General features: G+C 39.1%; 17 protein-coding genes. 5 read left to right on the forward strand and 12 right to left on the reverse strand.

Features of this window, described 5'->3' with window-relative positions; genetic code table 11:
- Positions 1–24 precede the first annotated feature (24 nt).
- Positions 25–1,245 (forward strand): aminotransferase class V-fold PLP-dependent enzyme, encoded by a 1,221-nt coding sequence (locus tag ACSQ7D_RS08535; protein WP_437135948.1) that lies wholly within the window; start codon positions 25–27, stop codon positions 1,243–1,245.
- A gap of 32 nt (positions 1,246–1,277) precedes the next feature.
- Here the strand turns inward: ACSQ7D_RS08535 and ACSQ7D_RS08540 are convergent, their stop codons facing one another.
- The 4 genes from ACSQ7D_RS08540 to ACSQ7D_RS08555 all read right to left on the reverse strand — a co-directional run bounded on the left by ACSQ7D_RS08540 (position 1,278) and on the right by ACSQ7D_RS08555 (position 6,433).
- On the reverse strand, positions 1,278–4,007 hold the full coding sequence (locus tag ACSQ7D_RS08540) for a PD-(D/E)XK nuclease family protein (protein ID WP_437135949.1): 2,730 nt from the start codon (positions 4,005–4,007) through the stop codon (positions 1,278–1,280).
- A 26-nt stretch (positions 4,008–4,033) separates the two neighbouring features.
- A complete protein-coding gene (locus tag ACSQ7D_RS08545) occupies positions 4,034–4,660 on the reverse strand; it encodes a rhomboid family intramembrane serine protease (RefSeq protein ID WP_437135950.1) in 627 nt (208 codons plus the stop codon).
- A gap of 12 nt (positions 4,661–4,672) precedes the next feature.
- Positions 4,673–6,151 (reverse strand): YfcC family protein, encoded by a 1,479-nt coding sequence (locus tag ACSQ7D_RS08550; RefSeq protein ID WP_437135951.1) that lies wholly within the window; start codon positions 6,149–6,151, stop codon positions 4,673–4,675.
- A gap of 129 nt (positions 6,152–6,280) precedes the next feature.
- Complete coding sequence (locus tag ACSQ7D_RS08555) at positions 6,281–6,433, reverse strand: hypothetical protein (protein ID WP_437135952.1); 153 nt, start codon at positions 6,431–6,433, stop codon at positions 6,281–6,283.
- 231 nt (positions 6,434–6,664) lie between these two features.
- Between ACSQ7D_RS08555 and metG the strand changes: the two genes are divergently transcribed.
- Positions 6,665–8,731, forward strand: coding sequence for a methionine--tRNA ligase (metG, locus tag ACSQ7D_RS08560; protein WP_437135953.1), 2,067 nt, complete (start codon positions 6,665–6,667; stop codon positions 8,729–8,731).
- A gap of 32 nt (positions 8,732–8,763) precedes the next feature.
- Here metG and ACSQ7D_RS08565 read toward each other — a convergent pair whose 3' ends face one another.
- The 8 genes from ACSQ7D_RS08565 to ACSQ7D_RS08600 form a co-directional block, all read right to left on the reverse strand.
- Positions 8,764–9,639 carry a DMT family transporter gene (locus tag ACSQ7D_RS08565; RefSeq protein ID WP_437135954.1) on the reverse strand — a complete coding sequence of 292 codons (876 nt, stop codon included), beginning with the start codon at positions 9,637–9,639 and terminating at the stop codon, positions 8,764–8,766.
- Between the two features lie 8 nt (positions 9,640–9,647).
- Positions 9,648–10,013: a diacylglycerol kinase family protein gene (locus ACSQ7D_RS08570; protein ID WP_437135955.1), complete on the reverse strand. Its 366-nt coding sequence runs from the start codon at positions 10,011–10,013 to the stop codon at positions 9,648–9,650.
- 15 nt (positions 10,014–10,028) lie between these two features.
- Positions 10,029–10,727 (reverse strand): polyprenol monophosphomannose synthase, encoded by a 699-nt coding sequence (locus ACSQ7D_RS08575; protein WP_437135956.1) that lies wholly within the window; start codon positions 10,725–10,727, stop codon positions 10,029–10,031.
- Between the two features lie 118 nt (positions 10,728–10,845).
- Positions 10,846–12,108, reverse strand: coding sequence for an aminotransferase class I/II-fold pyridoxal phosphate-dependent enzyme (locus ACSQ7D_RS08580; RefSeq protein ID WP_181832143.1), 1,263 nt, complete (start codon positions 12,106–12,108; stop codon positions 10,846–10,848).
- A 34-nt stretch (positions 12,109–12,142) separates the two neighbouring features.
- A complete protein-coding gene (locus tag ACSQ7D_RS08585; protein WP_437135957.1) occupies positions 12,143–13,144 on the reverse strand; it encodes a PLP-dependent cysteine synthase family protein in 1,002 nt (333 codons plus the stop codon).
- 48 nt (positions 13,145–13,192) lie between these two features.
- Positions 13,193–13,558 (reverse strand): hypothetical protein, encoded by a 366-nt coding sequence (locus tag ACSQ7D_RS08590; protein ID WP_009418728.1) that lies wholly within the window; start codon positions 13,556–13,558, stop codon positions 13,193–13,195.
- Positions 13,559–13,578: 20 nt separating this feature from the next.
- The gene (locus ACSQ7D_RS08595) at positions 13,579–14,448 is read right to left on the reverse strand and encodes a nucleoside phosphorylase (RefSeq protein WP_437135958.1); all 870 of its coding nucleotides are present in this window, start codon (positions 14,446–14,448) and stop codon (positions 13,579–13,581) included.
- Positions 14,449–14,496: 48 nt separating this feature from the next.
- A complete protein-coding gene (locus ACSQ7D_RS08600) occupies positions 14,497–16,953 on the reverse strand; it encodes an ATP-binding response regulator (RefSeq protein WP_437135959.1) in 2,457 nt (818 codons plus the stop codon).
- 315 nt (positions 16,954–17,268) lie between these two features.
- Here ACSQ7D_RS08600 and ACSQ7D_RS08605 point away from each other — a divergent pair, with 315 nt between their 5' ends.
- The 3 genes from ACSQ7D_RS08605 (at position 17,269) to ACSQ7D_RS08615 (ending at position 18,426) form a co-directional block, all read left to right on the forward strand.
- The gene (locus ACSQ7D_RS08605) at positions 17,269–17,502 is read left to right on the forward strand and encodes a hypothetical protein (protein WP_437135960.1); all 234 of its coding nucleotides are present in this window, start codon (positions 17,269–17,271) and stop codon (positions 17,500–17,502) included.
- 3 nt (positions 17,503–17,505) lie between these two features.
- Positions 17,506–17,640 (forward strand): hypothetical protein, encoded by a 135-nt coding sequence (locus tag ACSQ7D_RS08610; protein ID WP_437135961.1) that lies wholly within the window; start codon positions 17,506–17,508, stop codon positions 17,638–17,640.
- 234 nt (positions 17,641–17,874) lie between these two features.
- On the forward strand, positions 17,875–18,426 hold the full coding sequence (locus tag ACSQ7D_RS08615; RefSeq protein ID WP_437135962.1) for a DUF4199 domain-containing protein: 552 nt from the start codon (positions 17,875–17,877) through the stop codon (positions 18,424–18,426).
- Positions 18,427–18,548: the final 122 nt, after the last annotated feature.

An 18,548-nucleotide genomic window follows, 5' to 3' on the forward strand; every position in this document is an offset into this window, starting at 1 on the left:
TCTTTGCACCCAAAATAACGAACAATGAAAAGTATTCTTGAAATAAGAACGGACTTCCCTATACTCTCACGTACTATTCATAACAAACCTCTTATCTATTTTGATAATGGAGCAACTTCGCAAACGCCTACACAAGTGATAGAGGCAATAGTGCATTATTACAGTTATCAAAACGCTAATATACACCGTGGAGTACATACTCTCAGCCAAGAAGCTACTGATGCTTATGAAGAAGCGAGGAAGAAACTACAACGCCATTTCAATGCCCGTAAAAGCTCTGAAATTCTTTTTACTACGGGAACTACGCACGGTATTAATTTAGTGGCTAACGGTTATGGCTCACTGATGCAAGAGAGAGACGAAGTAATTATTTCGGCTTCAGAACACCACAGCAATATAGTGCCTTGGCAATTAGCTTGTCAACGGAGTGGGGCTACCCTAAAGGTAATCCCGATGAATGAGAAAGGAATTTTGGACTTAGAGGTGTATAACCAACTGCTAAATAAACGTACGAAGATAGTGTGTGTACAGCACGTATCGAACGCCTTAGGAAATATTCACCCTATAGAAGAAATTATAGAAAAAGCACACCGTGTAGGAGCTGTTGTTTTAGTAGATGGAGCACAAGCAGCCCCACATTTGCAACCCGATATGCAAACTCTCGATGTTGATTTCTATGCTGTTTCAGCTCATAAAATGTACGGACCTACGGGGATAGGAGTGTTGTATGGTAAAGAAGAATTACTATTACAATTACCTCCTTATCAAGGAGGGGGAGAAATGATAAAAGAAGTGCATTTTGAAGAGAGTACTTATGCCGACCTCCCTTATAAGTTTGAAGCAGGTACTCCTAATATTTGTGGAGGTATTGCGTTTGGAGCAACAATTGACTATATACAGCAATTGGGAATGGAAGCTATTGCTACACACGAACACAAATTATTAGAATATGCTATCGCTAAATTACAAAATATAGAAGGCATTACTCTTTACGGTAATGATGATTTGAGTAAGCGTACCGCTGTTATATCATTTAACTTACAAAACATTCACCCTTACGATGTAGGTGTAATTCTCGACCAATTGGGAATTGCTGTACGTACGGGGCATCATTGTGCCCAACCTATTATGGACTTCTACTGTATACCAGGTACAGTTCGTGCCAGCTTTGCTGTTTACAATACCTTTGAAGAAATAGATACCTTTGTAGAAGCTGTAAAAAAAGCTCAGAAAATGCTAAGCTGATAAACGTATAAAAGGAATTTAAGATATAAATACTATAGTTTCTCGTAAAAAGGTCTCTCTATATCAAAGATTTCGCGCAATAGTTCTTCGGTATACTGACTGTACAAAGCAAGAGTTTGAGCGGTTACATCATACTCTTTTACCTTGTCGATATAGGTGTGGAAACGCAAGAATCCTTTTTGCAAACGCTTGAATGATAGGTTGGCAACTATCATCGGTTCATTAATCTTGAAATGCTGGGTAATCATATAAGCATAAGTGAGGAGTTGGAAGGCTTTGCCGTACTTGATGTCAGTAATAAGACTCTCCCAATCTTTGATACGCACATCGGTTTCTTCTACAATTCCTGTTTTGTAGTCAATGATATGCAACACTCCGTTACGTCTATCCACCCGGTCGATAATCCCTTTGAAATTAACAAGAAAAGGCAAGTGAGAAGCTTGGAAAGGTATTTTTATTTTCTGTTCTAAATACAGAGGAATGATTTCGATACCACTCTTTATTTCGTTGAGTTCTAAAGTTAAAAAACTACGCACATATTTCTCTATTACATTGAAAATAAGCCAGTTTTTACCCGTCCTAAAATCAGTGCTTCTATATTCTTCCTCAAAGCGTTTTTCGATAGTAGGGAGTACCAAAGGGTACATTTTTTTGATGTGCTCTTCGGTGAGTATTTCGTTTAAGAAAGGTGTATACAAATCTTCTAAAGTTCCGTGTACGATATTTCCAAAAGTACGGGCTTCAACAGTTTCTTCTACCTCTTTTTCTTCGTATACCTGTAGTACTTGTTGCTCATAGAAAGTGAGTGGATTGCGGATATAGGTAGTTAGTGCTGAAGGTGAAATGCCTTTCTCGGCAAGTGCCTTTAGTGCATCGATTACAGAGGTTGTTTTTTTGATGTTAAGAGGTCGCAACACAGCAGGATATACCTCAGGGGCTTTTATTTGGTGTATCACCTTGTGGGTGGGAATTTTCTCTGCCAACAATTGGAGGATAAACCTACTTTTTTCCTTACTTTTCAGACTATTCATCTCGGTATCGTAGAATAGGTGTACTTGTTTGGCGCGCTGTAAAATACGGTAGAAGTTGTAACTGTACACCGCATCACGCTCTTTGTAGGTGGGCAATTCCAGTTCGTACTTCACATCGTAAGGAATCAGAGAGTTGTCGCTTTTGCCTAAGGGTAATACGCCTTCGTTTACCGAAGTGATAATCACGCGCTCAAAATCCAAACTACGGCTTTCCAGTACCCCCATCACTTGCAAGCCTTCCAAAGGCTCACCGCGGAAATTGAGCGAACTCTTCTGTAATACATCTAAGTAAAAATGATAGAGCGTTTTCACCGAATCGATATAGTTGTACTGCTCTTGCAACTGCTTCAACTGATTGAATAACTGGAAGAAGCGATAAGCATACTCTTGAGTGAGTAGGTGAGTATTGCTCTTAGGGTTGATTTGTGCTTTTAGGCGATAGATAAGCGTAATAGCATTGTCGATAAGGGTAATGATGAGTGCTTTGCCTTTGGCATCGGGGAATAGTAAAGTGAGCATCTCGTGTTCAGTATCATCTACCGACTCGAATAGCTTTTTACGGGTGATATAGGTGAGGTTGTGCGTTTTGATATACTGCGAAATATGGCGCACCTCTTCTTCTTTTAGCAAGGTGTGTAAGAAAGGTTGAGAGAGCAGGTTCAGTATATCTTTATGGTAAAAACTCTTGGAAAGATGCAAGCGGAAATAGGCGACAAAAAGGTCGTTGAGAGGCGTTTGTTGCAAAGGGTAACCCATAGTGATGTTCACACTTGTTTTGGGTTGTACGGCTTGTAGTACAGGTATGAGCAAATTCTCATCAGCGATGATGAGGGCGGTTTTTTCCAATGCTTTGGCAGGGGTATTTTTGAGCAGTTCGGCTACACTATGTGCCTGATTGATGCTTTTGGGCACTCCCGTGAGATAGAGTTCTTTGTCTTTTTCGTAGTTGCTTTGTATAAACTTAGGTTTATGGGTTTGGTAATAACGCCAACTGTTTATATATTTACGCAAGAAGAATCCCGCATCGTGGGCAGGATTGTTTAAAAAATAAGTATCGCCGTCCCAATAAATTTCGCCACCTAAATCCATTAATATAGATTGTATAACTTTCTGTTCGGCTTTGGAAAGGGCGTTGAAACCGACGAATATATGAATGCTATTGCTGTGTGTTTGCAGGTATTTTGGGAGTTCTTCTACAGCTTTTTTAGCGATGAAACCGCCATAACCTTTACCCATTTCGGTGAGTTTACTGTTGAGAGCAAAATAGTAATCGCCGAGGCTGTTCCAAAATGCTAAGTGTTTCTTCTGCATCTCGCTAAGTTCGTCCATACCCGACCAATGTTCTACTTCTTTGAGAGCGTGAATATAAGGGAATATCTTATCGGGATTTACCAAATATTGGTCGATTTCACTAAAATCTTTGAGAGCCGTTTGTCCCCAGCTGAGGAACTCTTCAAAGCTATCGGGGGTATCTTTACAAGTTTTTACATAACAATCGTAAAACTCGAAGAGCAAAGGCAAATTGCTGATAGGTTGCAGGTCCGAAATACGCGTAAATAGGTCGGCTATGCCGATGAACTCAGGGGCAATGGTAGCGTGCTTTATCTGCTCGGCAAAGTGTTTTTTGAGGAAGAGTGCAGGGCGTTTACCCGTAGTAACAAACACAAGACGCTCTATCTTATCAGAATAGTTTTCTAAAACATCAGTAATAACTTCTTGTAGATAACTCATAATGATTTGCTAATTTGCTAATTTCCTCATTTTTTTAACAATCGCACTCCCATATAGCCCAAAGGCAATGCCATTATTCCCAAATAGAAAGCGTGGCGTATCACTACCTCAGGAGCGTAGACTATTACTACTGCCAAGCCAAAGAGTGCCCCACCTAAATGAGCTGCGTGCCCTAAATTATCTCCTTGTTGTGGGTTGAACATCATAAATACCGAATACCCAAAATACAATGCTCCAAAGAGCCATCCTGGCAAGAAGTTTACACTTAATGCTGTAGGATATAGAGCAATAGCTGCAAAAATAATCCCCGATACAGCTCCCGAAGCCCCTATGGCGGAGTAATAGGGCTGTTTTTTGTAAATGTACAAACTAAACACACTCCCTAGTAGCATTGAACCAAAATAGATAAGCAAGAATAGTAGGTTCCCCATAGAACCGATAATCACATCTTGAAAGAAGTAGAGTGAAATCATATTAAAAATGAGGTGTTCCCAGTTGGCGTGCAAGAAGCCCGAGGATACCAATCGCACATAATCGCCCTTTTGCACTGCTCCTACATTAAACTTATAACGGTTGAAAAAAGTAGGATTGTTAAATCCATAATAACTCATTGCTATAGTCGCAAGAAGAATAATAATAAAAGTGATATTCATAAGTTTTATATTTTAAATCCACAATAAGATAGTGAGTACTACTGCAAAGATAATCACCAATGGCATACAAAACTGCAACCATTGTTTGTAGTTAATATTCACCATTGCCAGTGAAGGTAAGATAAGTCCCGTAGGGGTGATAAGCCCCATAATACCCATTCCAAAAAGATAAGCACTCACCACACTATGCCCTTCTACTCCTACAACCGAAGCCAGTGACCCTATGATAGGCATCGTGAGTACCGCCATTCCTGAGGAAGAAGCTATAAATAAACTCAGTACACCAAATACTAACATTAGCATTGGCAAAAAGACCATTGGCGACATTCCTTGCACAAGGTCAGTGGCGTAATGCAAAATCGTACCCGATATTTGTCCGTCGTTCAGTATAAACGATACCCCTCTGGCTATCCCTATGATAAAGGCTACGCTCAGCAAATCGCGTGCTCCTGCCATAAACTGACTAATAAACTGTTGTTCACTACTACGTTGTAAGATAGCAATCACAACAGCAGCTACCAAGAAGAGAGCTGTCATCTCTTGAAACCACCATTCCCATTGCGACACACCTACAATCATCACTATAAACGAGAGCGCAAATACTAAGAGCTCTATTTTAGTAGAAAGCTCTAAGGAAGTGGTCTTTTCTGGGGCATTAGCACTGTAGATTTCAGGGAGGACTACTCCATACACAATTGACTTTTCGGGGTGTTTGCGTACTTTCTCGGCATAACGAATAATATAAATAATGCTTATCAGTACACATACCGCTAAGGCTATCACACGTACGCTAAGCCCTGACGTCCAATCTACTCCGGCGGCATCTGAGGCAATAATCACCGCAAACGGATTGGTAGTCGATGTCATAGAGCCCACATTTGAACCTATGTAAATCACTGCTAAGGGTACCATTAGGTCGTAGCCCGCTGCTAAAAAAATAGGCACTAACATAGGGTAGAAAGCAAGTGTCTCTTCAGCTAATCCAAAGGAAGTGCCACCCAGCGCCAACAGGGTAGTGAGCAGAATGATAAGGATACCCTCGCGCCCTTTGAGTCGGTGTGCCAAATAGCCTACGCCCATATTCAGTGCTCCCGAACTGTTGAATACCCCTATAAAGCCCCCTAATATGAGTACGAAGAGAATCACCTCTATACTGTCGTAGATTCCTCGTATAGGTGCAAAAAGTACAGATTTAGCTCCTTGCGGGTGAGGTACACTCTGCACATAAGTATTAGGTATCGAAATAGGTTTCTTAATTTTTTCATCTTTAAATTTGCTCAACTGAATATGAATACCCAAGCCGTCGAGTTGTTCTTGAGTAGCAGGTACAATATAAGAATTATTTGCAGTGTGTATCACAAAAGAGTCTTGTTGCTTATCATATTGCAAAGTGCTATATGACCCCGATGGCAACAAAAAAGTAAGGCTCGCAGCCAACACTATCACCAGCATCAGTACGGTGTAAGGGGTAGGAAATTTGAGTTTTTTCATCAGTTCTGTTCAAGATTATTAAAAATCGACTTGCCTCCAAATATTCATTAGGCAAAGATATGGTTTATTTTTTTATTTGAGCAAATTTTTAATACTTTTCTGAACCAAGTACATTAAATTTGCTCCAACTTATCTTTGCGTTAGATTCACTTTATCCCCATCCTTTCTTCGTTCATTGTTCGTCTTTTGTTCGTCTTTTGTTCGTCTTTTGTTCGTCTTTTGTTCGTCTTTTGTTCGTCTTTTGTTCATCTTTTGTTCATCTTTTGTTCGTCTTTTCTCCATCTGCCCGTGCGGCTCGCTCCGTCTTTTGTTCGTTCATTTTTTGTCTCACTTTTTCCGTTGCTACACTCCCTCTCCTTCGGAGAGGGTTGGGGAGAGGATATTTTATTCGTCTTTTCCCCATCTGCCCGTGTCGGTCGCACTCGTAGAATATACTTTTTCACTTTTCACTTTTTACTTTTCACTTTTATTCGTACCTTTGCCACCCAAAATATATAATTCAAAACTCAAAAAATGTCTAAACGTTATACCATTACGGCAGCCCTACCCTATACCAATGGACCTATTCACATCGGTCATTTGGCGGGAGTATATGTGCCAGCTGATATTTTTGCACGTTATCAACGCTTAAAAAACAACGATGTAGCCTTTATTTGCGGAAGCGATGAACACGGAGTAGCCATCTCTATCAAAGCCAAAAAAGAAGATACTACCCCACAGGCTATTATCGATAAATACCACGCGATTATCAAGCAATCGTTTGCCGATTTTGGCATTTCATTCGACAACTATTCGCGTACTTCTGCTCCCATTCATCATCAAACAGCTTCCGATTTCTTCAAAAAACTATATGAACAAGGTGATTTTATCGAAGAAATATCCGAACAACTCTATGATGAAGAAGCTCACCAATTCCTTGCCGACCGCTTTGTGATTGGTACTTGTCCAAAATGTGGCAATCCCGAGGCTTACGGCGACCAATGTGAGCGTTGTGGTAGTTCACTCAACGCTACCGACCTCATCGACCCTAAATCGTCAATCACAGGAAGCAAACCTACGTTAAAAGCTACCAAACACTGGTTTTTACCCCTCAATCGCTACCAAGAGTTTTTGGAAAAATGGATATTAGAAGGTCACAAATCCGATTGGAAACCTAATGTATATGGGCAGGTGAAAAGTTGGTTAGACGACGAACTCAAACCGCGTGCTGTAACTCGCGACCTCGATTGGGGAATTCCCGTACCCGTAGAAGGCGCTGAAGGCAAAGTACTCTACGTGTGGTTCGATGCGCCTATCGGTTATATTTCTTCTACTAAAGAGTGGGCTGAACGCGAAGGCAAAGACTGGCGTCCTTATTGGCAAGACAGTGATACCCAATTGGTACATTTCATCGGGAAAGACAATATCGTATTCCATTGCATTATCTTCCCAGCAATGCTCAAAGCTGAAGGTAGCTTTATACTGCCTGCAAATGTGCCTGCTAATGAGTTCCTAAACTTAGAAGGCAACAAGCTCTCTACCTCCAAAAACTGGGCTGTGTGGTTACACGAGTACTTGCAAGATTTTCCTAATCAGCAAGATGTATTGCGTTATGTTCTTACCGCTAACGCTCCGGAAACCAAAGACAACGACTTTACTTGGAAAGACTTCCAAGCGCGTAACAACAACGAACTTGTGGCTATCTTTGGAAATTTCATTAACAGAGTAGCGGTGCTAACGCAGAAATATTACGAAGGAGCAGTGCCTGCAGCAGGAGAATTCAACGACATAGACACCGAAACGCTTCGCCAAATCACAGAACTTACCGAGAAGATAGAACAATCGTTAGAGCGCTACCGTTTTCGTGAAGCTCAACAAGAACTGATGAATATGGCGCGCTTAGGCAATAAATATTTAGCTGATGAAGAGCCTTGGAAACTCATCAAAACCGACCCTGAGCGCGTAAAAACAGTAATGTACGTCGCTTTACAGATTGCCACTGCTTTGGCTGTTGCCAGCGAACCTTTCTTACCTTTCACTTCCGAGAAACTCAAACGTATGTTGCAATTGGGGTCTATCACTTGGGAGAACCTAAAAACAAATGCTACTGAGCTCCTCAAAACAGGACATCGCATAGGTATTGCGGGACTTCTTTTTGAAAAAATTGAAGATGCCACTATCGAAAAGCAATTACAGCGTTTAGAGAATACCAAATTAGCTAATAAGCAAGAAGCGCAAGCCAATACTGAAACTGAAGTAGCTCCACAAAAAGAGCTCATCAGTTACGATGATTTTGCAAAGATGGATATTCGCATTGGTACTATCTTGGAAGCTGAAAAGATGCCTAAGGCAGATAAACTTCTCGTTTTAAAAGTAGATACAGGTATTGATAAACGCACTATTGTTTCGGGTATAGCACAAAGTTTTGCTCCTGAAGAGATTATAGGTAAAAAGGTAACTGTATTGGTAAACCTTGCTCCGCGCAAACTACGCGGTGTAGAAAGCCAAGGAATGATACTAATGGTAGAAAATTCCGAAGGCAAATACACCTTCATCAATCCTGATGCCGATGGAATTACTAATGGTACAGAAGTAAAGTAAGAATATTATAAAAGTAGAGTTACATTGTATCTCTACTTTTTTCTTTTTAAAATATCTATCATTACCGCAATAATAATGAGTAGCACTCCTATAATGAGGTTTGTAGTAAGGCTTTCTTGTTGAAATATCCAAATACTGATAGCTACTGCTACAATGGGTTCCATTACCCCAATAATAGCCGTAGGAGTTGAACCTATCATTCTGATAGCATAAATAAGGGTGATGATAGAAAACAAAGTAGTTACTATACCGAAACTTGTGAGTAGTAAACACATCTTTACTTCGGGGATAGGAAGAGGTGTACCTATAACCCATAGTTTTACAAGAAAATAAACTGAAGAAAATAAAGTAGAATAAAACGATACTTTTATTCCTGAAGCCGATATTTTAGACTTATTGACAATGAGCATATAGAGTGCATACGAAACTGCCCCAAGTAATGATACTCCTGCCCCTACATAGTTGATTGAAAAGTTTGTTACATCTTTTACACTGAGTAAGAAAACGCCTATTAATACAATAAAAAGTGCTAAAATCGTAGGAAAAGTAATATGTTCTTTGAAGAAAATACCCAAGGCAAGTGCTACTATAAGCGGATACATAAAAAATATAGTAGAAGCAATTCCTGGGGAGAGCAAATCGTAGGCAAGAAAGAGAAATTCAGCTGAAAGGGCGTACAACAATCCTAAAATAAGGAAGATAAACACTTCACGCGGGGTAATATGCAGTGTTTCCTTTCGGTAGAAAAGATACCCCATAATAAAGAGACTTGTTGTAATGAAACGATAGAAAAGTGCCGCATCTACTGAAAAACCTTGTTGTTTGATAGGAATCATAAACAGCGGAATCATACCATAAGTAACCGCCGAAATAAAAGCTGCTAAATACCCTTTTACTATATCTTTCATAGTAAAAATTAAAAGAGTTCCATTACATAAGGATAATAGATGATACAGAGCACAATGCTTACAGGTATCACAGCGAAGCCTACACTTCCAGCAGCTACATCTTTGATAATCCCAATAGTTTTATGATGATCGGGGTGGATGAAGTCGCAGAGTTTCTCAACGGCTGTATTGAGACCTTCAACCGAAAGTACTAACCCTATACACAAAAGCTGTATAATCCATTCGTTAGTAGTAATACCAAAACAAAAGCCCAAAATTACCCAAGCTAAAGAGATGAGGATATGTACTATCACAGGGGGCTCATTCTTCACTAAATAGAATACCCCTTGAAACACGTACTGCAAGCTTTTAAACCTTTTTCCTATAAATTCCATATTTTTTATGCTGATTTATTTTTTAAATCGCATTCCGATAACGCCAAAGATAGCTTCACGGATAATGCTTTTATTCATTTTTGATTTTCCTTTAATTCTATCGGTAAAGATGATAGGTACTTCAGTGATTTTAAACTTCTTGAGGTAAGCACGATACTTCATTTCTATTTGAAAGGCATAGCCTATAAATCGGATAGTATTCAGGTCGATGCTCTCTAATACTCTTCGGTGGTAACACACAAAGCCAGCAGTAGGATCTTTGATTTTCATTCCTGTAATCACCCTCACATAGATAGAAGCCCCATAGGACAACAAGATGCGTTGCAAAGGCCAATTCACTACATTCACACCTTTTACATAACGCGACCCAATCGCAACATCAGCACCTTGCTGACAAGCCTCATAAAGTCGTAAGAGGTCAGTGGGGTTATGAGAAAAATCGGCATCCATCTCAAAAATATATTCATAGTCGCGTGCTAATGCCCATTCAAAACCGTGAATATAAGCTGTTCCTAAGCCCTTTTTCTCTGTGCGTACCTCTAAAAAAAGTTGGTTAGGGTAAATATTTTGTAATTCGCGTACCTTATCGACAGTACCATCAGGAGAATTGTCGTCTACAATGAGGATATGAAACTTATCACTTTGGGCAAATACTGCCTTTATGATAGCTTCTATATTCTCAATTTCGTTATATGTAGGGATGACAATTAACAATTAACGATTAGCAATTAATAATGAACAAGGTGGAGATACACAAAAACTTTGCCAAAGTTGGTTGTAGCACAATAAGCTATCTCACTTTGGCAAAGTATTTTTTTCAATTAATAATTAATTACATATCTCCCATTTCTTTAGTAAGTTCAGCATTCATAGCGCGGTATACGCCTGTTTCGAGTTTCTCACGAATCGCTGAGAATGCTTCCAAAGTACGGTCGATATCTTCTTTACTATGTGAAGCGGTAGGGATAATACGCAAGAGTATCATTCCTTTTGGAATCACAGGATAAACTACAATAGAAAGGAAAATACCGTAGTGCTCGCGTAGATCGTTTACCATAGCCATTGCTTCTGGAATACTACCGTGCAAGAATACAGGCGTTACGCAAGTATTGGTATTACCGATATTGAATCCACGCTCTTTAAGTCCGTTTTGCAAACGATTTACGTTATCCCATAACTTTTGTTGTAGTTCTGGCATTGTTTCCATCATTTCCAAACGTTTCAAAGCACCTTTTACATAAATCATTGGAAGTGATTTAGCAAACATTTGAGAGCGGAGGTTATATTTAAGATAATCTACTACTTTGGCATTTCCAGCTACAAAAGCCCCAATACCAGCCATTGATTTGGCAAAAGTAGAGAAATAGACATCAATTTCATCTTGTACTCCTTGGTGAACTCCTGTTCCTTCACCACGAGGACCTAAGGTACCAAAACCGTGAGCATCGTCTACTAAAAGGCGGAAAGGATATTTCTTTTTAAGGGCTACGATTTCTTTAAGTTTGCCTTGTTCGCCACGCATCCCGAAAACACCTTCTGAAATCACCAAGATACCGCCTCCTGTAGTTTCAGCTAATTTGGCAGCACGCTCTAAGTTTTTCTCAAAGCTCTCCATATCGTTGTGTTGATAGGTATAGCGTTTACCAAAATGCAAGCGTACCCCATCGATGATACAAGCGTGTGAATCGACATCGTACACGATAACGTCATTCTTAGTTACCAAAGCATCAATGATAGATACCATTCCTTGGTAACCGAAGTTGAGCAAATAAGATGCTTCTTTGTGTACAAATTTGGCTAAACGTTTTTCGAGTTCTTCGTGCATTGTAGTATGCCCACTCATCATACGAGCCCCCATAGGGTAAGCTGCACCATACTCGGCAGCTGCTTCGGCATCTACTTTGCGCACTTCAGGATGATTGGCAAGCCCTAAATAGTCGTTAATACTCCAGTTTAGGATTTCTTTCCCTTGGAATTTCATATGAGGACCTAATTCACCTTCTAATTTAGGGAATACATAATACCCCTCGGCGTGGTCAGACCAACGCCCTATACTTCCTTTATTTGCATAAATATGCTCAAATAAATCTTTCATTCGTTCTTTATCTTATTTTGTTAATTGATAATTGTTAGTCAATAAATCCTTGTTTTTTCATCCAGTCGTCGCTGTAGATTTTGTTCATATAACGTGAACCGTGATCGGCGAGGAGGGCAACTACAATACTATTTTCCTCGAATTTACCTGCCTCAGCATATTGTTTTACCGCTTGCATAGCAGCCCCACTGGTATAACCCATAAAAAGTCCTTCAGTACGTGCCAATTCACGAGCGGTGAGTGCCGCATCTTTATCGGTTACTTTGATGAACTCATCAATAACATCAAAATCAGTAGCAGTAGGAATCAAGTTTTTACCTATTCCTTCTATCTTGTATGGATATACCTCGGCAGGGTCAAACTCTCGTGTCTCGTGGTACTTTTTGATAGCCGAACCATATGCATCTACCCCTAATACTTGCACTCTTGGGTTTTGCTCTTTTAGGTAGTGAGCAATACCTGAAATGGTACCGCCTGTTCCACTACATACCACCACGTGAGTAATCTCGCCTTGTGTTTGTTCCCATATCTCACGACCTGTCTGGTAATGAGATTCTGGGTTTAGTGGATTAAAATACTGATTGATGTAAATTGAATCGGGGATTTCGCTGTGTATGCGTTTGGCTACCTCGTAATAAGAACGAGGATCATCGGGAGCAACATTTGAAGGACACAAATGCACTTCAGCTCCTAAAGCTTGTAGCATTTCCACTTTGTCGTGAGAAGATTTATCGCTAATTGCAATGATACAGCGGTAGCCTCTTAGGGCACTTATCATCGCCAAACTGTAGCCTGTATTGCCAGAGCTAGTTTCTACGATGGTACTACCTGGTTTAAGTAATCCCTTACGTTCGGCATCTTCTACAATGTACTTAGCCACCCTATCCTTAGCAGAATGACCCACATTGAAAGCTTCGAGTTTAGCAAAATAACGCCCTTTGAGCCCTTTGGTAATTTTATGTAATTCCAAAAGAGGCGTATTACCAATGAGTTGTAGTAAGCTACTATGTACGTTCAATGATTCATCTATTTTCATTAGTTACTTAGTTTATTTTGAGTGGCAAAAATACGAATAATTTATCAATTAGCAAATTTCGATAAGCCCTTGAAAGTTGAGTTTATAAGGTTCATCTTTATATAGAGGGAGGGTTTCATCTGTTACATTGCTAAGCCCTACACCAGCGTAGAAAGTGCGAGCATTGTGTTTTTCGGCGTGTTTGCGCACCACTTCCATAAATACGATATCATACTCGGTAGGGTCGTCGCCATAAGGCACAGCCCGCACAATGATGAAGTACTTTTGGTTGTTTTTATCTACACACACAAACTGAGGGTCGCGCTTGAGTTCACTATTTACCAATAGGAATTCCCATTGTAGTTCCTTTTGTAAGGCTTCACCTACAATGTTCATCGCTAAATTGTGGAGTTCTTGACCTGTGAGAGGTGTCATATTCACTTTTTATATAGCGACTATTTTGCCAATTGTTCTAAACCATATACTATCAAATCTTCTACTACTTTTTTAGTATCCTTGGTGAAAGTACCTGTAGGGCGATTGGCAATGATAGCATTGAGTGAAACAGCTTGGTGTCCTAAGAGTTTAGAAAGCCCATAGATAGCTGAGGTTTCCATTTCGAGGTTCGTCATACGATGCCCATTATGATTAAAACTGTGTAGTTTATCATTGAGGTCAGGGTCTTGCACTGGTAAGCGCAATACGCGTCCTTGAGGACCGTAGAAGCCTGGAGCAGTTCCTGTAATACCTTCAAACACTCTATCGGTGAGGAGGCGTTTTTTGAGTTCCTGTCCGCAAGCGATGATATAAGGGCGACCTTTGAGAGGATTCCAACCTGTATGAGCGATAAAAGCCTCTTCCATAGCGAGTTCACGTACCTTAGGACTATCTTTATACGAGTGGAACATATTGTCCATACCCAATCCGTGAGAAGATAGCACAAAACTATCTACGGGTATATCGGCTTGTAGAGAGCCAGAGGTACCGAAACGCACTATATTGAGCGAGGTGAGCTGTTCTTTGGGCTTACGGGTGTTCAAATCAATATTGGCAAGGGCATCGAGCTCGTTGATCACAATGTCGATATTATCAGGACCTATACCCGTAGAAATTACAGTAAGGCGTTTGCCTTTATAAGTACCTGTATGGGTGCAGAATTCGCGTTTTTGGGTGCTAAATTCTATATTGTCAAAATAAGCACTCACACGAGGCACACGATTAGGGTCGCCTACCAAAATAATGGTATCGGCTACTTGTTCAGGTCGCAAATTGATGTGGTAAATACTACCATCGGGATTCAAGATAAGTTCAGATTCTTTAATCATAGTATGGTGGGTTTTAATTCTAAAATATTATTACTTATTATATTTAACTTATTGCATTATTTTCTTTAAATAACTTTCAATAGCTGGTTTGCATTCATTGTTAAACAGCTGTTCTAACTTATGAATTTGAGAATGTAAATCTGAAATGCTTTCATTAGTTACCTTATTTAAGTAGATAAGTATTTCGGATTCACGCTTGGCATTTATCTGTGCGAACATACTAGTCATTTTATGAGCTATTGCCTTAATACCTTTGTAATCCTTATTATCAACATAGATTTTTAAGTTTTCGAAGTTAGTATCTGTTTCGGCTAAGAAATGTTGATAAATATTAACAATACCTTCTATATCATCTCCCATAAAGTTCTCCAATACCTCAGGAGTATATCCTCCTGTGGTAACATTATCGGTTAAGATAATTGTCTTTTGTTCTACTTTGGCGTCGAGCTTAGGGAAAAAGACTTTTAGTTTCTCATAAAACTGCTCAGGAGTAAAGGGTTTAGGAAGGATACCGGAGAAGCCACTCTTCATATAAAAACTTTCGGGCACGTCGCGTCTGCCTGTAATGGCTAATACAGGAAGCGGGTTGTTCTTATACTGTTCATTGAAGAGCGTTACAAAGTGGAAGCCATTCATTTCGGGCAATTGTATATCGGTAATTACCAAGTCGAAATTATGGTTAGTCATTTGAGTAAACGCATCTCTACCATTGTTAAACGTAATAGCGTTAATATTTTTCTGCTTTAACAGTTCTTCAATGAGACTAAGTATAGAGAAATCGTCATCAATTACTATAATTGTAATCTTATTGGCGGGCTTGTTTGAGGTTATAATTTGAGGTGCTTTGGTACGCTCTACTACTTTTTCAGCTAAGAAGCGTAAGGTAAAGGTACTGCCCTTGCCTTCGTTACTCTCTAAATATATCTTACCTCTGAGCAAATGTGCTAATTTTTGAGAGATATGCAAGCCTAAACCAGAACCTCCATAACGCTTAGAAATCTCATCGTTGGCTTGAGTAAACTCATCAAAGATGTGTTGTTGCTGTTCTTTCTTTATACCAATACCCGTATCGGTAACGGCAATACCTATTTCATACACATCGTTGCTTAACGGACGTGCATCGGCTTGTATGTGTACGTTCCCGCGTTCGGTAAACTTAAAGGCATTAGAAATGAGGTTATACAATATCTGCTTCACACGATAAGCATCACTTGAAAAGTTTAGATTATTTACCGTTTCGGAAAAAGTAAAGGTAAGGTTTATTTCCTTAGTTTTATAAGCTGACTTCACATTATTGGCTACCTCATCAATAATTTCGGCGGTATTGAAAGGAACTTTTTCAACAGATATTTTTCCTGCCTCGATACGAGTATAATCTAATAGTTCATCTACTAATTTAGATATATATTCTGATGAATACTTGATATGTGAAAGATAATTCTTACCCTTATCGGAGATTTTCTGTTTGCTAAGCAATTCGGAATATCCCACAATAGAACTCAATGGAGTACGCAAATCGTGGCTTACCATAGAAATGAGTTGCTCACGGTTTTTCAGTAGGTTATACGATTTCCGGTTAGCGGTTTCGAGTTTACGACGATAACGTTGAGAGGTAACAAAATCATTGATAATCACAATAGAAGAAATGGCAATAATGCCCAAAGCTACCAAAAAAGCTAACATCAATAGGTTTTTACTATTCTCAAAAATAGCTCGACGCTCTTGACTTAGTTTTTGTGAATTAGCCAATACCTCTTCTTCAAAATTATGTAGTAGGTCGTCAAGTTTTTGAGATAAACGCACATCGTTTTGCCAAAGGCTTTGCATTCGCTCATTAATTTGGCTTTTAGATTCTTGCGTATCTTCATTTACCTTATTGAGCAAGGTAAGCGTTTCCATTACTACCTTATCGAATTTGGTATTTTTGAACGTCTTTGGAATCTTGATGTTCTTATATTTCTTTAAGATAGAAGCAATATCAGTAGCGGGAACAGGGGTATATTCTCTATTTTTACGTCGGGAATAGGTTTTGTTATATACTTCATAACCTAAATAAGGTTCCAAACTTGAGAGCTTACTGATGGCACTGCGAATAATGATAGAAGTACTATCGCTTTCTTGAAAAGCTTTTAACTCCTGCAAGTTTTCACTTTTAAGATTTAGCAAAGAAGTAATAGTATCGAGGGTTAAGAGCTGTCTTTCGGAAGTAATATCACGACGAAATTTTAGTACCTCATTCTGTAAAGTAACATTTTTTTCTAAGAAAACTTGAAGTGCTTCTCTATCATCGGTACGTATAGCAACCCTTCCTGCGCTTTCGGTATCGTTCATCAGGGTGAGTATCTTGCTAATTTGGATAATTTTATTTCTGTCTTGCTGGTTAATTTCTTCTTGGTGTGAGAGTTTTTGTATTTCTTTATAGACTACATATCCTGCTACAATAGACACGCAGATGAGCAATACATAGCTCACAATAACTTTAAGAGTTACTTTGTTTGACTTCATTTTGAGTATTTTAGTGCGTAAAAAAGACATTTATTAACCGACAAAAGTACGACTTTTTTTTTAATGTACAACTATAATAAGAAAAATCTATGTTTTTAAGAAGTAAAAGACAAAAAAATGGTTAATGATTAATGATTAATGATTAATGGTTAATGATGAATGGTTAATGATGAATGGTTAATGGTTAATGATTAATGATTAATGGTTAATGGTTAATGATTAATGGTTAATGGTGAAATTGGGAGAGGATTATATAAAGCTTATAGGATAATTGAACAATGAGAGACTTTTCAGTGGCTCTACAGTGGCTCTACAGTGGCTCTACAATGGCTCTACAGTGGCTCTACAGTGGCTCTACAGTGGCTCTACAGTAGGTCTACAATGAATAAAAGACGGTGCGAGTTGCACGGGCAGATAGAGAAAAGAGGAACAAAATATCCTCTCCCCAATCACATACTCTCCTTTTCGGAGACTACTCCCAAGGAGAGGGAGTGTAGTAACGGAAAAGTGAGACGAACAAAAGACGGTGCGAGCCGCACGGGCAGATAAAGAATGAACGAACAAAAGACGAACAAAAGACGAACAAAGAACGAAGAAAAGACAAACAAAAGACGAACAAAGAACGAAGAAAAGACGAACAATCAACGAAGGAAAGATGAAGGTAAGTTAACGTTAAAACAGAGATAAAAAGAAGGTTATTGGAGGACTCCTACTTTGCCAAAGTTAAATCTTGGCAAAGTTCATAATACTAAAACGAAGATAACATTGAGAGCAGAAGATAATTTGTTGTAGAACTGGTGTTTATAAGAAATGATTTATACAAGGGGATTTCCAGGGTGAGAAAAAAAGAAGAAAAATTAAAATTTTTCATTGCACGTATTAATATTTTTTCTACTTTTGTGGCATTAACTTAAATATTCAATGTTTATGGAAACAAAAAATGTAAATTTCCTAAGTATTGCACTTAGAAACGGTATTTTATTAGGGGTTGCTTGTGTAGTTTTAAGCGTATTGCTGTACGTAACTAACCTTTTGTACACTGGAAGTTTTTTGATAGGTGCTATCACTTGGCTATTGAATTTAGCTATCTGTGTAGTTTTTATCGTGATGGCTGTTCACCAGTACAAAACGGCTAACGACGGTTTCTTAACTGTAGGTGAAGCTATTAAAGTGGGGGTAGTAACCGCTCTCGTGGGAGGGGTAATCGCTGCTATTTACAGTGTAATCTACACTACTGTTATTGACCCTAACTATTATGAAAAAGTAGTAGAGGTTACAATGGAAAAAATGAGTGCCTTTACCTCTAATTTCAGTGAAGAGCAAATGGAAGAGCTTCGCGAAAAAACACTTCAAAGCAAGCCTTCTGTGGTATGGACATTCTTTTCATCGATATTGGGCTCTGCCATTGGAGGGGTTATTATCTCGGCTATAGTAGGAGCTGTGAAGAAGAAAGAACGCCCAATGCCTCTTTAATGGTTGCTCCCTCTCAATAGATAAAAACAACTGATTATCAGTAATAAAACTTTGCCAAAGGTTGTAGCACAACAAGCTATTGAAACTTTGGCAAAGTTCTTTTATTATAAAAGAGCTAACAT

This window comes from Capnocytophaga sp. G1920, from assembly GCF_051417515.1.

Bases quoted from the DNA above. Each gene is read 5' to 3' on its own strand.
- ACSQ7D_RS08535 (WP_437135948.1), top strand. From the start codon at position 25: ATGAAAAGTATTCTTGAAATAAGAACGGACTTCCCTATACTCTCACGT.
- ACSQ7D_RS08540 (WP_437135949.1), bottom strand. From the start codon at position 4,007: ATGAGTTATCTACAAGAAGTTATTACTGATGTTTTAGAAAACTATTCT.
- ACSQ7D_RS08545 (WP_437135950.1), bottom strand. From the start codon at position 4,660: ATGAATATCACTTTTATTATTATTCTTCTTGCGACTATAGCAATGAGT.
- ACSQ7D_RS08550 (WP_437135951.1), bottom strand. From the start codon at position 6,151: ATGAAAAAACTCAAATTTCCTACCCCTTACACCGTACTGATGCTGGTG.
- ACSQ7D_RS08555 (WP_437135952.1), bottom strand. From the start codon at position 6,433: ATGGAGAAAAGACGAACAAAAGATGAACAAAAGATGAACAAAAGACGA.
- metG (WP_437135953.1), top strand. From the start codon at position 6,665: ATGTCTAAACGTTATACCATTACGGCAGCCCTACCCTATACCAATGGA.
- ACSQ7D_RS08565 (WP_437135954.1), bottom strand. From the start codon at position 9,639: ATGAAAGATATAGTAAAAGGGTATTTAGCAGCTTTTATTTCGGCGGTT.
- ACSQ7D_RS08570 (WP_437135955.1), bottom strand. From the start codon at position 10,013: ATGGAATTTATAGGAAAAAGGTTTAAAAGCTTGCAGTACGTGTTTCAA.
- ACSQ7D_RS08580 (WP_181832143.1), bottom strand. From the start codon at position 12,108: ATGAAAGATTTATTTGAGCATATTTATGCAAATAAAGGAAGTATAGGG.
- ACSQ7D_RS08585 (WP_437135957.1), bottom strand. From the start codon at position 13,144: ATGAAAATAGATGAATCATTGAACGTACATAGTAGCTTACTACAACTC.
- ACSQ7D_RS08590 (WP_009418728.1), bottom strand. From the start codon at position 13,558: ATGACACCTCTCACAGGTCAAGAACTCCACAATTTAGCGATGAACATT.
- ACSQ7D_RS08595 (WP_437135958.1), bottom strand. From the start codon at position 14,448: ATGATTAAAGAATCTGAACTTATCTTGAATCCCGATGGTAGTATTTAC.
- ACSQ7D_RS08600 (WP_437135959.1), bottom strand. From the start codon at position 16,953: ATGAAGTCAAACAAAGTAACTCTTAAAGTTATTGTGAGCTATGTATTG.
- ACSQ7D_RS08610 (WP_437135961.1), top strand. From the start codon at position 17,506: ATGAACGAACAAAAGACGAACAAAAGACGAACAAAGAACGAAGAAAAG.
- ACSQ7D_RS08615 (WP_437135962.1), top strand. From the start codon at position 17,875: ATGTTTATGGAAACAAAAAATGTAAATTTCCTAAGTATTGCACTTAGA.